The organism is Emergencia sp. 1XD21-10 (genome assembly GCF_009936045.1).
GTDB classification, from domain to species: Bacteria; Bacillota; Clostridia; order Peptostreptococcales; family Anaerovoracaceae; genus Senimuribacter; species Senimuribacter intestinalis.
The window spans coordinates 1-15,625 of the sequence record NZ_QWEQ01000025.1; the positions used below are offsets into that span (position 1 = coordinate 1).

At 44.2% G+C, this 15,625-nt stretch carries 11 protein-coding genes; 9 read left to right on the top strand and 2 right to left on the bottom strand.

Translation table 11 applies throughout. The features are described from left to right. Positions 1–200 precede the first annotated feature (200 nt). The 6 genes from D1151_RS13675 (at position 201) to D1151_RS13700 (ending at position 7,717) form a co-directional block, all read left to right on the top strand. A complete protein-coding gene (locus D1151_RS13675) occupies positions 201–2,417 on the top strand; it encodes a DNA internalization-related competence protein ComEC/Rec2 (RefSeq protein WP_161909263.1) in 2,217 nt (738 codons plus the stop codon). Further along, positions 2,399–3,445, top strand: a complete 1,047-nt coding sequence (gene holA, locus D1151_RS13680) for a DNA polymerase III subunit delta (RefSeq protein WP_161909264.1) — start codon at positions 2,399–2,401, stop codon at positions 3,443–3,445. The genes D1151_RS13675 and holA overlap by 19 nt, the downstream gene beginning before the upstream one ends. Before the next feature lie 21 nt (positions 3,446–3,466). Further along, positions 3,467–4,369, top strand: coding sequence for a DMT family transporter (locus D1151_RS13685; protein ID WP_161909265.1), 903 nt, complete (start codon positions 3,467–3,469; stop codon positions 4,367–4,369). Beyond that, positions 4,353–5,618: a sigma-54-dependent Fis family transcriptional regulator gene (locus D1151_RS13690; RefSeq protein ID WP_161909266.1), complete on the top strand. Its 1,266-nt coding sequence runs from the start codon at positions 4,353–4,355 to the stop codon at positions 5,616–5,618. The genes D1151_RS13685 and D1151_RS13690 overlap by 17 nt, the downstream gene beginning before the upstream one ends. 183 nt (positions 5,619–5,801) lie before the next feature. Next, a complete protein-coding gene (locus D1151_RS13695; RefSeq protein ID WP_161909267.1) occupies positions 5,802–6,512 on the top strand; it encodes an isochorismatase family cysteine hydrolase in 711 nt (236 codons plus the stop codon). A gap of 17 nt (positions 6,513–6,529) precedes the next feature. Next, on the top strand, positions 6,530–7,717 hold the full coding sequence (locus D1151_RS13700) for a M20 family metallopeptidase (RefSeq protein ID WP_161909268.1): 1,188 nt from the start codon (positions 6,530–6,532) through the stop codon (positions 7,715–7,717). Positions 7,718–7,825: 108 nt separating this feature from the next. Here the strand turns inward: D1151_RS13700 and D1151_RS13705 are convergent, their stop codons facing one another. Next, positions 7,826–8,296: a hypothetical protein gene (locus tag D1151_RS13705; protein WP_161909269.1), complete on the bottom strand. Its 471-nt coding sequence runs from the start codon at positions 8,294–8,296 to the stop codon at positions 7,826–7,828. 327 nt (positions 8,297–8,623) lie between these two features. Between D1151_RS13705 and nuoE the strand changes: the two genes are divergently transcribed. The 3 genes from nuoE to D1151_RS13720 are packed head-to-tail and all read left to right on the top strand — an operon-like array spanning position 8,624 to position 14,427. Then, on the top strand, positions 8,624–9,136 hold the full coding sequence (gene nuoE / locus D1151_RS13710; protein ID WP_161909270.1) for an NADH-quinone oxidoreductase subunit NuoE: 513 nt from the start codon (positions 8,624–8,626) through the stop codon (positions 9,134–9,136). An 11-nt stretch (positions 9,137–9,147) separates the two neighbouring features. Further along, positions 9,148–10,896, top strand: a complete 1,749-nt coding sequence (locus tag D1151_RS13715) for an NADH-ubiquinone oxidoreductase-F iron-sulfur binding region domain-containing protein (protein WP_161909271.1) — start codon at positions 9,148–9,150, stop codon at positions 10,894–10,896. A 15-nt stretch (positions 10,897–10,911) separates the two neighbouring features. Beyond that, positions 10,912–14,427 (top strand): FAD-dependent oxidoreductase, encoded by a 3,516-nt coding sequence (locus tag D1151_RS13720; RefSeq protein ID WP_161909272.1) that lies wholly within the window; start codon positions 10,912–10,914, stop codon positions 14,425–14,427. A gap of 225 nt (positions 14,428–14,652) precedes the next feature. On the opposite strand, the gene D1151_RS13725 is transcribed toward D1151_RS13720, so the two are convergent. Next, complete coding sequence (locus D1151_RS13725; protein ID WP_161909273.1) at positions 14,653–15,582, bottom strand: Rpn family recombination-promoting nuclease/putative transposase; 930 nt, start codon at positions 15,580–15,582, stop codon at positions 14,653–14,655. Positions 15,583–15,625 lie beyond the last annotated feature (43 nt).

Here is a 15,625-nt window from a genome sequence, read left to right on the forward strand (position 1 = left end):
CATAGCTTTTTACATCCTCCATTCTTGCGTACCTGACATTTACTTAGGCAAACTGGAATTCACCTTGGCAATTGACCATTTTCTCAAATTTATTATTCCTTTTTATACCAAATTTCACAGTAATTTCTTGATAATAACTTGAATATACCACAGTGACTGATTAAACTATAAATGGAACTTGTGCGTCTTGTGAGGAAACCATGAGACGAAAACTATTATCAATGACGACAGCTGTTATCTGCGGTATTGTTTGCATGCAGTTTTTCGAAAAGATTCAGCTGCCTGCGGCAATTGTCTGTACGGCGGTGTGTGCATTCATCTGTGTAAAGAGCGATAGGGCGCGAAAAAAATTTTATTTACTTCTGCTGGTATCTTTTCTGGCAGGGGGACTTTTGCTGTCTTTAGAAAAGATGGAAGCGGGCAGCAGTCTTTTTTCAAAAAGCTTGGAAAGCGCAGAGAACTTTTCAGCAGTGGTCACCGAGATTGATAAAATTAAAGATGACCAGTATCGCATTTACTGCCAAATCGGTAGGGAAAAGCTTTTGTGCCGCTATTATCAGAGGATAGAACATTACGAACAGCTTCTGGGCTGCACTGTTTCTTTTGCGGCCCAGACAGAAATTCCCCGCAGTGCTTCTAATCCGAGAACCTTTGATTATCAGCTTTACTTAAAATCCAAGGGCATTCATTACATCACCACGCTGGATTCCTTTCGCATTGTACAAAAGCCGGATAGTCTGTTGAGTAAGGGGAAAAGCATAATATTTATAAAGAGGGAACAGCTGATTAAAAATCTTTCTATGTCAAAGTCCGGGGCAGCCGTTCTCAGAGGTATTCTTTTTGGTGACACGAAGGAGCTGGATGAGGAAACCTATGAAGAATTCAGAAAAAATGCAACCGCTCATGTTCTTGCGGTCAGCGGTCTACATATCGGCATGCTATACAGTTTATATTGCGCCATAAATAAAAAGAGAAACAGCAGATTTCTGACAGCAGCTTTTATCGTATTACTTCTTATCTACGGCACAGCTGCCATGTGGTCGATTTCGGTGAACAGAGCGATTTTTCTCATTTTGCTTTCCATGGGAGCAAAATTTCTGCATAGACGGTATGACCTTCTGACTGCTCTTTCAGCAGCAGCTTTTTTTTCTATTCTGAAAAATCCGTATGTGATCTTTGGAGCGGGTTTTCAAATGTCGTTTCTTGCAGTTCTTTCTATGGCATTTTTTGCACCGATACTTCAGCGGTATATGAAAGAAAGTGCAGCGGCAGTCCTCAGCGTGCAGCTGGGGCTTTTGCCATATATGGCATATACTTTCAATGTTTGTTCTCTCGCAGGATTTTTCTGTAATATTCCGGTGGTCTTTCTGGCATCCGTCATTGTACCTCTTGGAACCGGAGCGTTCTTTGTCTATCTATTTTCTGGTATGGTGTTTCCTGGCTGTGGGCAGGTGCTGGAAGGACTGGTACAGATGATGATAAAAGTGAATCATTTTTTTGGTGCAGGTGGAAAATTGGCTTTCGATACAGTTTCGCCGCCGCTCTGGCTGCTGGTGCTGTTTTACGGGTGCAGCTTTTTACTTGCCTCAGAATTTTTTGCAGTCTATTTGCGGAGAAAAAATTGGAAACTTCTGGGTAAAACGGCAAGTCTAATAGGTATAGCGGTGGCAATGACTGCAGTGATAAGTGTAAGCCCTTTTGACAAGGCGCAAGTAGTCTTTGTTGATGTGGGACAGGGCGACTGCATTCACTTAAAAGACGCAGGCGGCAGGCAGGTGCTGTTGGATGGGGGAGGAAGCATTCGATACAATGTTGGCGAAAAGACGTTGAAACCTTATCTTCTAAAAAATGGGATTTCCTCTCTGGATATTGCGGCGGCAACCCATCTTCATACAGATCACTATCTGGGGCTTTGCCAGCTGAAAGAGGTATATTCGGTTGCGCATATGCTGACCAAGGGAAGGGCTGGTCAGAAGATTCGTCTTGGTGACAAGGAATGGATTGAAATCCTTTGGCCTGATAAAAGCTCGTCTTTGGATGAAAGTGATGAAAATCTGAACAGCCTGATTTTTAAAGTACATCTGGAAAATTTTACCGTACTGGTTACGGGAGATATTACCGAGGAAGGAGAGAGGATGCTCCTTGAAAAATATCAGGGGACAGATAAGCTTTCGGCGGACGTTTTGAAGGTAGCGCACCACGGCAGCGCCTATAGCAGCTGTGATGATTTTTTGACAGCAGTACGTCCCCGCATTGCCGTCATCGGTGTTGGGAAAAATAATTACGGACATCCAAGCCAGAAGGTCATTGAAAAATTAAGGAAATCTGATACAATGGTATATAGAACGGATTTAGATGGAGCCGTTGGAATTATAGATAAACGAGGTAAACTTTCAGTATGTACAAAAAACCCGTAAAACACAGTTTTAAGGTCTTCTCAGAGCACTTAAAGAATGAAACTTTTGAGAAGGTTCTTTTGATGTATGGCGTAGAACAGTATCTGGTAAAATGGGCAGTGGAGACACTGGTTAAGAAATATGTCAATCCGGCGACGACGTCTATGGACTATGTACTTCTCGAGGGCGAGGAGGCCTCCTGCAGCAGGATTATAGAAGCTGCTGAGACTTTTTCCATGTTTTCAGCACGCCGCATTGTCTGGGTCAGGAATTTTAAACCTTTGCTGAGCGACAGTGCCAGAGGTTTTTCCAAAGAGGAGATCAAAGAACTTGCAAATTATATTAAGGAAAGCAATGAACAGACTATTTTGATTTTTTCGGCAGAAGAGGTAAAGATGACTACGGTGCTCTCCGCGGCGCTGAAAAAGTCTGCGCAGTGCTATGACTTTGACAAAATAGATAAGGCGGAGTTTTCTTCCTTTGCAAAGAAGCGTTTTAAGCAGGCGGGGGTTGAGATTGGTCCTGCCGTGCTTTCTTTGCTTATCGAGGAAACGGGATATTTTAACAAGGAAAGTGATTACAGACTGTTTCACTTTGCCAATGATATCCAGAAAGTCATCGCGCACAGCGATGGAGTTCGAATCACAGAAGAGGACATCTTGCGCACGGTCAGTGGTGATTTGGAAACTTTCGTCTTCGATATGCTGGATGCGATTACTGCCAACAAAAAGGACAAAGCTTTTCAGATTTTATATAACATTTTATACAGCGGCAAGGATGCGTTTTCTATCATTGGGGTCATTGTATCCCAGTTTGAACTGCTGCTTGCTGTTAAGGAACTGCGGGATGACGGGCTTGATGTTTCCGCTATGCACAAGAAACTGGGCGGCAGCGAATTTCGAATTAAGAAACTGATGCCTTATGCGGGCAAGTATACGCAGAAAAAACTGAAGGAAACGCTGTCAGCGATTTATGAAGTGGACAGGCAGATTAAAATGGGGCTTTTAGACAGTCAGATGGCGTTAGAACTATTTATTGCAGGTATTTAATTTCGAGGAGATTTTGCGGAAATGAACAAACAATTGCGGGCGGATATGATGCTGGTGCTGGTAACCCTTTGCTGGGGCGTATCTTATTATTTGATGGATGTTTCGCTGACAGATATGGGACCGTTTACGCTCAACGCATACCGGTTCTTGGGCGCCTTTGTTATCGGCGGGCTTTTGAGCTTGCGAAAACTGAAAGGTATCAATAAACAGACGCTGAAATACAGTCTTTTAATTGGGTCGGTACTGGTCTTTGTTTATATTGGTGCAACTTTTGGCGTCAAATATACGACTCTTTCAAATTCGGGATTTCTCTGCGCTCTGACGGTGATTTTCGTGCCGATTATAGAAATTCTGGTGCTCAGGAAAAAGCCGCAGAAAAAAATCATCTTTGCAGTGACCATGAGTCTTATCGGTATTATGATGCTGACTTTAAAGGACGATTTTTCTATCAATATGGCAAATCTGCGAGGTGATCTTCTTTGTATTTTAGGTGCGACGGCTTATGCCATCGATCTGATACTGACGGAGAAAGCGGTTTCACATGAAGAGGTTGACGCATTTCAGCTGGGGGTTTTCCAGCTTGGCGTAACCGGCGTTTATATGCTTGTTATGTCGTTTATCTTTGAACAGCCCCATTTGCCGACGACGCCGATGATCTGGGGCAGTGTAATCTTTCTCTCCATATTTTGCACCGGTGTTGCCTTTATCGTGCAGGCAATTGCACAGCAGTATACTACGGCTGCTCACGTGGGCATTATCTTCACCCTGGAACCGGTCTTTGCAGCGGTGGTGGCGTATTTCTTTGCAGGAGAGGTGCTGACTGTAAAATCCTATCTGGGCGCAGTGATTATGATGGCAGCACTTTTTGTAACGGAAATTGATTTTAGCGGAAAGAAGAGGGAGCACGATGAACCAAAGGCTTGAAGCATTGATTTTGCACAGCCACATGATTCTTGATGTGATGCAGAATGCAGTTTGTATTAAAGATACTAAGGGCAGAACTCTTTATACGAATCAGGCGTATGAAAAGATGATTCGGCGCAGCAGCACGGAGCTTGTAGCAGACGGTCAGGATATTTTTGAAAATAATGTCCCCATTGGAAAGGTCATTGTATATCATGATATATCCGATGTTAATCGGTTGAAGCGTGAACTTGATCGTGTGAATCAAAAGTTGCGCAAGGCGCAGACCAGATACACCTTTAAAGATATTATCGGTCAAAGTGCTTGCCTGCTTCATATCGTTGAAACAGCAAAGGTTGCCTCCATGACGCCAGCAACAATTATGCTTAGAGGGGAAAGCGGTACAGGTAAGGAAATTTTCGCCAATGCGATTCACAATAACAGTCCGAGAAGAAATGAAAAGTTTGTTAAAATTAATTGTTCTTCTTTACCGGAGGAGCTGCTTGAAAGTGAATTGTTCGGATACAAGGAAGGTGCATTTACAGGAGCCCTTAGAGGCGGACGCAAGGGGCTTTTTCAGGAGGCTGACAAGGGAACTCTCTTTCTGGATGAGGTTGGTGATGTTTCTCCCAGAATGCAGGTGAAACTGCTGCGGGCGCTGCAGGAAAAAGAAATCATGCCGGTAGGGGCAGTAGAACCAGTTAAAGTCGATGTGAGAATTATTTGCGCTACTAATAAGCCTCTGGAAAAGATGATAGAAGACGGAAGTTTTAGAGAGGATCTCTATTATCGGCTCAATGTATTTCCTTTGCATATTCCGCCCCTTCGGGAAAGGAAGGAGGATATTCCGTTTATCGTTGAATACCTTCTACATCAGTATAATGAATTTTATGGAAGAGATGTTAAGTCGATATCGAGAGAAGCTGTGTCACTTTTGCAGCAGGAGGACTGGAACGGCAATGTCAGAGAACTAGAAAATGTTCTTTCAAGAGCGTTTATTAATCTTGATCCAAGTGCTTCATGTCTTGAGGCGCAAGGGATTGAACAAGCGCTTTTTGGGGAATACAGAGTCATGAAGAAAGTGGAAACGCCTGCTTGTGAAAAAGGCGCAGAGCTTCCCGTAAATTTGCATGAGGCTGTTGAAGAGACAGAGAAAAGGTGCATTTTGCAAGCGATACATGCTTACCATGGTGACAAAAATAAAGCAGCTGTAGCCTTAGGCCTTCCGATCAGAACGTTATATTATAAATGTAAAAAGTATGGAATTTGATTTTGCAATTTGTTGCAAAAACGCAATAATTTGCGGCAATTATTTGCAAAACGGAGCTTGGGTCAGGAAAAATATAGGCTTAAATATTGGAAAACCTGGTAAAAACAAGTTGGCACAGTCCTTGCTATAATATATTGCAAAGAAACTTAACAACTTGCATGATATGCACAAGGAGGAAATGAGATGGATCATAACAAAGCTTTAAACGAATTTGCGGCGCAGTACTATGGACAGTTGTCAAGCGCAGTGTATAACACACCTGTAGAAATCAACCCTCAGGATACAGCGCTGGTTATTATTGATGCGCAAAAGTGTGTAACAAAGGAATATTTTGTAGAAGGCTATCGTGCCATGGGAATTGACACAGAACCTCTGATGCCGATTTTGGATCAGCTGGAAGAGAATACAAATAAGGCGCTTTCAAATATTGAGCGTATTCTTACAGCCTGCAGAGAAAAAGGGATTCGCCCGATTCATGTACGTATTCAATCGCTGCTTCCTGATGGTAAGGACACCGGTAGACTGCACGCATCTGCTGGCATGTATTATCCGCCGGGCGGCATGGCATCGGAGTTTTGCGAGGAAGCAAAACCTCTTGATGGAGAAATTGTTTTGAATAAAACCTGTTCCGGCATCTGTGTGGGAACCCCGATCGACAGGGTAATGCGCAATTTGGGCATTAAAAAAGTAATCGTGGTGGGATTTTATACAGATCAGTGTGTCAGCACTTCTATTCGTGACCTGGCAGACCTTGGGTATGAAGTGGATATGATCGAAGATGCGATGACTGCCATGAGTCAGGAACGTCATGACAGAGCGCTGCAGGGGATCAAATTTATTTATGCAAATTGTGAAACTGCGCAGCAGCTTTTGGAAAGAATTCACAGTTTATAAGATACGGGGCGAAACGGATGAGGCATTTAAAAGAAATAGAAAAACTTGCAAAAGAAAATCATGAAAAGGTGGTTGCTTGGAGACGGAATTTTCACCGCCATCCTGAGCTTTCCTTTGAAGAGTTTGATACATCTGATTATATTGCGGCAGCACTTTCCGATATGGGATACCAAGTGCGCAGGAATATTGGTGGAACAGGGATTATTGCAGATTTGCAAGGCGCAGGGCAAGGCGCAGCAATTGCATTTCGTGCGGATATGGATGCACTTCCAATATTGGAGGAAACAGGACTTCCTTTTGAATCAGAGAAGGCAGGGCTGATGCATGGCTGCGGTCATGACGGACATATGGCTGTTCTTCTGGGTACAGCGCTATTGCTCTCTCAGATGAAGTCGGAGCTAAATGGAACCATCAGATTTATATTCCAACCAGGCGAAGAAGCAAATGGCGGCGCCAAGTGTGTAATTAATGATGGAGGGCTTAAGCATCCGGATATAGAGGGGATCTTTGGACTTCATATGATGCCTGATCTGCCTTGTGGAACCATCGGCATCAAACCGGGACATTTATCTGCGACAGATGATGAGTTTTTAATCAGGGTTCATGGCAAGAGTGCCCATTCATCAGAGCCCGAAATGGGAGTAAATGCAGTAGTTGTGGCTTCTCATGTAGTGACTGCACTGGATTCGATTCTTAGCAGCAATGTGGGGCCTTTTCAGGTTGCAACCTTTTCTATTTGTCAAATACAGGGCGGAGAAGCGATCAATGTAATTCCTGATACTGTAGAAATGAAGGGCATGATTCGCTGTGTGGAAAAAGGCGATAAGATGAAAATTCGTGCTCGTATGCAAGAACTTGTGGAACACACGGCGAGGGCTTTTGGCGGACAAGGTGAAGTTGAATTTATACCGGGATTTCCTTCGGTGAATAATGATGGAATGCTTACGAAACTGGTGATTGATGCAGCAGAACAGGTTTTAGAAAAGAAAGAAGATGTCTATCAAATTGAAAGACCGCATTTGGGTTCAGAGGATTTTGCCTATTATCAGGAAGAGATACCCGGCGTAATGTTTATGCTTGGCTGTGCGCAGGAGGGACAGGAAACGGGGACACTGCACAGCCCGATTCTAAATATCAATGAAGATGCGCTTCTTTATGGAGTGGAAATCTTTGCTGCTGTTGCGATGTCCATGTGCGGAAAATAATCATAGCTTTGCAGGAAAAGAGAAAAAACCTACATTTCATATTTTACAGAAACTGTTTAATATGAAGCGTAGGTTTTTTTATCTGAAATAGGCAGCCGCCTCGGCCTCTTATAAAGCAGGGCTCACTCTTGCATTGACGATCAATATGACAGAGAGGAGCAAAGACAGCATTTCTAGTGGTATTAGCGTCATCGGCAGGATGCAGTGCGTTACATAAAAGTTCATCAGCAAAGCAGGTATAATGAGTGCCAAAATTGAAATTAGAAAGAGCAGCACCTTAATGCATAACCCGATTTTGCAGGCTTTGATATGAAAAGCATTGAATATCCACATGGTCAGGGTCAAATACGGTCTAAAAGCGCATATTTGAAGCAGTGTAGAATCGTAGATATTTGTACTTGGCTGTGCAACATACCAGTTCCACTCTGCGTATGAAATTCTGCGAAGCTGCGGTTCTGGCAGGACATACTCATTCCCATAAAAATACAGCACGCTGAAAAACAGAATTTGTACTAAAAGTATGCTGATTGTTGCAACAATGAACGAAGCAGAAAGTGTCTTGTGTTTTACTTTTTTCATAGAAAAATTATAACATATTTTTGAATAATATGAAAATTAATAGAAGTTATGATGCCATTACTAAAAATGATAATGTTTCATAAGATAGAGAAGATGGCTGAATGTACCCATGAATCAATCTATTAGCAGGACCTGCTGCTTGTTTGTGAAAATACAAACAATTTTCTGTTAATTAATAAATAAATTCTGAACCCATTGCATTCCACTCAAAAAAAAAGTATAATTAAAGCTATAGTTTCAAAATGGGGAAACCACCTTTGTGGACACATCATTTACCACGGAGGTATGCTTGTTTTAACAATTCATGGAAACAGGAGGAAACACAAAATGAGTGAAAAATGTTGTTGCTGCGGCGGAAGTCGAAACGAGCAGTTTAAAGAACTGCAGCCGGTTTTAGACAAGTACGCCAAAGTTCCTGGCAGTCTGATTACGATTTTACAGAAGACCCAGGATATTTATGGATATCTTTCCATCGATGCAATTAATCACATTTCAGAGGCGACCGGCATTAAACCGGCAAAGATTTACGGCGTAGCTACATTCTACGCACAGTTCAGATTACAGCCGATTGGCAAGAATCTGATTATGCTGTGCCAAGGTACAGCTTGCCACGTAAACGGTTCTGAAATGATTGAAGAAGCAGTTTGCGAATATTTAGGCATTCAGGATGGAGAAACTACCGAAGACGGTATCTTCACTCTGAACAATGTAGCCTGTCTTGGCTGCTGCTCTTTAGCACCGGTCATGATGATTCAGAGCGCTGACGGAGATGAAACCTACGGAAATCTTACCAAGGATAAAGTAGTGCAGATTCTGGCTGAAATCAAAGAAAGAGCTTAGGAGGTGCGAGTGTGAAAGTAATTATTGGACAGGGCAGCTGCGGTATTGCCACAGGTGCAAAGAAAACCCAAGCTGAATTTGAAGCCCAGATTGCAAAGCAGGGCGTAAACGTAGATATCGATTTTACTGGCTGCGTTGGTACTTGTTATCTGGAACCGATTGTAGATGTTTATGATGATGCTGGTAAAATGACCAGATATGTCAAGGTACAGCCTGAGAAAGTCGAAAAGATTGTAGAAGAGCATTTAAAAGGTGGAAAGCCTGTTGAAGAATACGCTATTTCTGCTGAGGATGAACAGTTCCTCGAAAAACAGAAGAGAGTCGTTCTCAGACACTGTGGTCTCATCAATCCTGAAAAGATTGACGAATATCTGGCAGTGGGCGGCTACGAAGCAACAAAAAAGGTTGTTACTTCCATGACCCAGGATGAAGTTATTGAAGAAATCAAGGTTTCCGGTCTCAGAGGCAGAGGCGGCGCAGGATTCCCAACTTGGTTCAAGTGGAATGCGGCAAAAGGAAACCCTGGAAAGAACAAATACATCGTATGTAATGCTGACGAAGGTGATCCAGGTGCATTCATGGACAGATCTGTCCTGGAAGGCGACCCGCACGCACTGATTGAAGGTATGATTATCGGCGGTTTTGCTATGGGCGCTACCGAGGGTATTATCTACTGTCGTGCTGAGTATCCGCTGGCGATTAAGAGACTGGAAAACGCCATGGAACAGGCAAGAGAAAAGGGATTCCTGGGTAAGGATATCTTTGGATCTGGCTATGACTTTGACCTCAGAATCAAAGCTGGCGCCGGCGCATTTGTCTGTGGTGAAGAAACTGCGCTAATCGCCTCCCTGGAAGGTGAGAGAGGTATGCCTAGACTGAAACCTCCTTTCCCTGCAGCAAAGGGGTACTGGCAGCAGCCGACCAACATCAACAATGTAGAAACCTTCGCTAACGTGCCATGGATTATCGCAAACGGCGGAGCAGCCTTTGGAGCAATGGGTACAGAGCAGTCCAAGGGAACTAAGGTATTCGCTCTTGCTGGTAAGATTAAGAAGGGCGGACTTGTGGAAGTTCCAATGGGTCTTCCTCTGAAAGACGTTATCTTTGGTATCGGCGGCGGTATCAAACAGGATAAGCAGTTTAAGGCTGTTCAGATGGGCGGACCTTCCGGCGGCTGTATTCCGGCTGATTTGATTGACACTCCGGTTACATACGAAGACATCAACAAGACCGGCGCCATCGTAGGTTCCGGCGGTATGATCGTTATGGACGAAGACACCTGCATGGTAGACATGGCAAGATACTTCCTCGACTTTACAAAGAAAGAATCCTGCGGAAAATGTAATTACTGCAGAATCGGTACCAAGAGAATGCTGGAAATCTTAGAAAGAATCACTGTCGGCGAAGGTAAAGACGGCGATATCGAGCTGCTTGAAGAGCTGGCGGCTAAGATTAAGGACGGCGCAATGTGCGGTCTGGGTCAGACAGCGCCGAACCCAGTTCTGACTACCATCAAATATTTCAGAAACGAATATGAAGACCATATTTACAATAAAAAGTGTACCGCTAAAGCATGTAAGGAACTGATTTCTTTCGAAATCACTGACGCATGTAAGGGATGTACCCTCTGCTCAAAGAAGTGTCCTGTCGGCGCGATTAGCGGAGAAGTAAAGGGTCAGCATGTTATTGACCAGACTAAGTGTATCAAGTGCGGCAAGTGTGCAGAATCCTGTAAGTTTGGCGCTATTGAGAAAAAGTAGGGAGGAGGAATACACATGAATAAATTCAGAATGAATATTGATGGCAAAGAAGTATTTGGACTTCCTGGACAGACCATTTTAGAAGTGGCCAGAGATAATGATATTTTTATCCCTACTCTTTGCTATGATGAAAGAACTACCATTTACGGAGCTTGCGGACTTTGTGTTGTAGAAGTAGAAGGAAACCCTAAACTCTGCAAGGCTTGCGCAACTACAGTTGCTCCTGGCATGGTAGTAATGACAAATACAGACAGAGTCGTAGAGTCCAGAAAGACTAACCTGGAGCTTTTGATTTCCAACCATAACGGTGACTGCAAAGCGCCTTGTGCACAGGCATGTCCTGCAGGAACTGATTGTCAGGGGTATGTGGGTCTGATTGCAAACGGCGAATTTGAAGCTGCAAACGAGCTGATTAAGGATAGAATTCCGCTTCCTGCTTCCATCGGCCGTGTATGTCCGCACCCTTGTGAAGACGCTTGCAGAAGGGGTCTTGTAGATGAACCGATCAGCATTGCTGCCCTGAAGCGCTTTGCTGCTGATTACGACATGATGGAGGATGTTGTATTTGTTCCTGAAATCGAAGATGAAACTGGCAAATCCGTAGCCATTATCGGCGGCGGCCCGATGGGTCTTTCCGCAGCATATTTCCTGAGACAGAAGGGGCACGAAGTAACTATCTTCGACGCAATGCCGAAGCTGGGTGGTATGCTTCGCTACGGTATTCCTGAATACAGACTGCCGAAGGAAGTACTAGATGCAGAAATTGAAATCATCGAATCCATGGGCGTTGAAATCGTACCGAACTGCAAAGTCGGTGAAGATTTATCCTTTGATACAATCAGAGAAGACTACGATGCAGTGCTTCTTGGTATCGGCGCATGGGTATCCACCGGCGTTGGCTGTCCGGGAGAAGACGCTGACGGCGTCATCGGCGGTATCGACTTCCTGAGAAAGGTTGTTAGAAATCAGCACATCGACTTCGGTGAAAAGGTTGCCATCGTCGGCGGCGGTAACACTGCAATGGACGCTTGCAGAACTGCTGTAAGACTGGGTGCTAAAGAAGTTTATAACATTTACAGAAGAACCAAGGACGAAATGCCTGCTGACAGAATTGAGATTGAAGAGGGTGAAGAGGAAGGCGTAATCTTTAAGAACCTGACCAACCCACTGGAAATCATCAAAGATGAAAAGGGTCATGTAAAACAGATGGTACTGCAGGTAATGGAACTGGGTGAGCCTGACGCTTCCGGCAGAAGAAAGCCGATTCCGGTAGAGGGCAAAACGGAAACCATCGATGTAGATACTGTAATTCTGGCAATTGGTCAGGCAGTAGATGCGAGCGCTTTCGATGTAGATAAGACTAGAAAGAATGCTATCGCATACGATCCTGACACCTTCATGACCAGCATTCCTGGCGTATTTGCAGGCGGTGACTGCGGTAATGACAAGATCTCCATCGCAGTAGAAGCTATTGCTGATGCTGGTAAAGCTGCAGTTGTTATCGACTCCTACTTGAACGGCGAAGCTGTAAGCTATGAAAAACCGTTCTTTGTAGAAAGAGATGATATAACTGAAGAGACTTTTGAAGATAGGGAAAGACTCTGTAGAGAGAAAGCTGATCAGCTTTCTGCCGCAGAAAGAAAGGATAACTTCTCAGAAGTAATCTTTGACGGATTAACTGAAGATCAAGCGCTGGCAGAGGCTTCCAGATGTCTGGAATGCGGCTGTCACGACTACTTCGAATGTAAGCTGATTGACTACGCAAACGAATACGATGTAGAACCTGAAAGATTTGCAGGAGACAAGAACATGATCGAGTTTACCGATGATCATCCGTTCATCGTGAGAGACCCGAACAAGTGTATCCTTTGCGGACTTTGCGTAAGAGTCTGCGACGAGGTAATGGGCGTAGGCGCACTGGGTCTTGTACAGCGTGGTTTTGATACTGTTGTAAAACCGAACTTGGAAAAACCGCTGGCAGAGTCCGGATGCGAATCCTGCGGTCAGTGTGTCAGCGTTTGCCCAGTAGGCGCACTACAGGAAAGACAGACTGTACAGAAGGAAGTTCCTCTTGATGCTGAAATTACAGAAACAACTTGTGCATTCTGCTCTGTTGGCTGTACTTTAGATTTAGAATCCTATGGCGATATGTTGATTAAGGCAAATCCTTCTAAAGAAGGTTATGTCAATGCCGGCATCTGCTGCGGAAAAGGCAAGTGGGGCTTTGATGTGGCTGTATTAGAAGATAAAGAAGTGGATCCGCTTGTAAAAGACGGTGGTGACTTCCGCATGACCGATTATCATGAGGCTATCGTGATGGCGGCCAAGAAACTGGAAGCAGTAAAAGTTAGAAATGGAGCTGATTCTATCGCAGTTGCGATTTCTGACAGATACACCAACGAAGAAGCATACGCAATGAAGAAGTTTGCTCGCATTGCAGGCGCTAAGACTTTCTGTTTCAACACCAGAAAGAATGCGCTGGATGATGTACTTGGGCTGGATGCTTCTCCAAATACCATCGATGAACTTCTGTCCACAGAAGTGATTCTGGTACCTGGTTTCATCAAGAAGAACAATCCTGTAATCTGGAACAAGATCAAGCAGGCTGCTGAAGCAGGCGCTAAGGTAGTTGCCATCAATACACCGGAAGCGCAGACTTCTTATGCTTTTGCAGAAAAGGTTATCGATACAGACAATAGCACTGCTTTCTTAAAGGGTCTGGCAAAAGCTCTGATTGACATGGGCAAGAAGAGCGATGCTGAAGGCTTTGACGCATTTGCAGCTTCCGTTGCAGACGCTGTAGTTTGCGATGAAATTAAGGCAGTTGCTGAAATGTACGCAAAAGCAAAGAAGGCTATGATTGTCTTCCAGCAGAACGTGCTGTCCTATGAAGCAGCAGCCCTGGTTGCTGAAATTGCGCAGCTGTCCGGTCACATCGGAAAACCTAGAGACGGTATCTTAGCAGTGAAGCCAAAGAATAACTCTCAGGGGCTTGTGGACATGGGCATTCGTGCAGGAGCCGAAGCTATGGAAGGCGTAAAAGGTCTTGTTATCTTCGGTGAAGATCCTGCAGCAGCTGGATTTGACCTGGCTGGACTGGAATTCCTGATGGTTTCCGATATTTACATGACTGAAACTGCAAAGAAAGCAGATGTATTTATTCCGGGAACTGGTGCAGCAAGCACTGACGGCACTTTCACCAATACTGAAAGAAGACTGCTGCCGGTTGAAGCCGCAATTGTGGAAGATGTTGACTTAAGCAACTGGGAAATTGCGGCAGAACTCGCAAATGTATTCGAAGAAGAATTTGGCTTCGAAGACGAATCAGATATTTCTCTGGAAATGGATGATACACTGCCGCTGTATAAGTATGCTGAAATCGGTGAAGTACTGGGCGGCGTACTGGCACCTGTAAATCCTGTGTTTATCCCTGCGGCTGATGCAAAGATGGTAGATGAATTGCCATCAACTGACGCCCTGATGAACATCATGAATGAAAGATTACCTGAAGTCGTATCCCCAACCGCGTAAGAGGTTGGCGGAACGTCTCATGCGAGGTGCGACCAAGAAAACAAGCGAAAGCGAAGTTTGATTGGAATCGCACTACTGCGGAAGCCGTGCCTGCAACGCGCTAACGAAAGTTAGATGCGGCGCCAGGCAGCGAAGGTTGTTTCGGCAACTTTTGAAAGAAAATAGTAAGATAAAAACACTGCTGTCTCAAAGAAGAACGCTGGGACAGCAGTGTTTTATTGTTCATTAGTTATTCAGTTCCTCAAATAGTTGCTCTTTATAGACAGGATCCTTTAGTGCCTTTCTAAGGTCTTCGATCCGATCTTGGTTCAGAAGGTATTCTATCAGTTTCTTCTCAGATTCGGCTTGCATTTTTTCAGCTTCAGCCTGTTTTTTCTCGACTTCAGCCTGCTGCCTTTTAGCTTCAACAACCTGCAGAGCCTTTTCAGATTCTTCCAGCATTTGCTTGCATTTTTCAAATGCGGTGGCGGTTCGTACCCATTCATCGTAAAGTGTCATTCTGCTCCGCACCTCCTTTTCGTTTTCCATGGTTTTCACTGCGCTTTGCAGGCGCAGCAGCCATGAATCTGACTTTGGCACAATATCTTCTTCCAGATACTGAAATAGATTTTTTAATTGGCAAGGAATATCGTCTTTGCTGCACTTACTGTTTAGAAATATTGTAACTTGACCGTCATCTAAATGCAAGTGATTTTTATCGTCAATCATTTGAAATGAGTAGATGGGCTCATCTTGCCCAAGCAAATCAAATAAACAGATAAAGATGACATATCCCGGTCTAAGCTCCCTATATTCCTGACCACGCGCAAGAGAATCGACCGCTGCAACAGCGTGATAGTAGCGACTGCGCTGAGGAAGTTCTTTGGTATCGGCAGCTTGACATTCCACATCAAACCAGGTGTCGTCATCTTCAAACAAGACGTCGAAACGAACTGATTTTGCGTATGGATTAATCATAATGGAATGCTCAGTGTGGAGAATCGTCTCCGCTGAAAAGATTTGAATTTCATCTTCGTAGTCGTGAAGATGAAGCCTGCGAACCCTTTTTTTCGGCAAGATGCGGGCGAGAAGACCTCGGAATAGCTCCTCATCTTTCATGACCGTGCTGAACATAACCGGATTACAAAGGGCGCTGGGTGTTTTTTTCTTTGTCATAATTGACCTCGTTACATAAAAAGAACGGCTGGTAAAGCCGTTC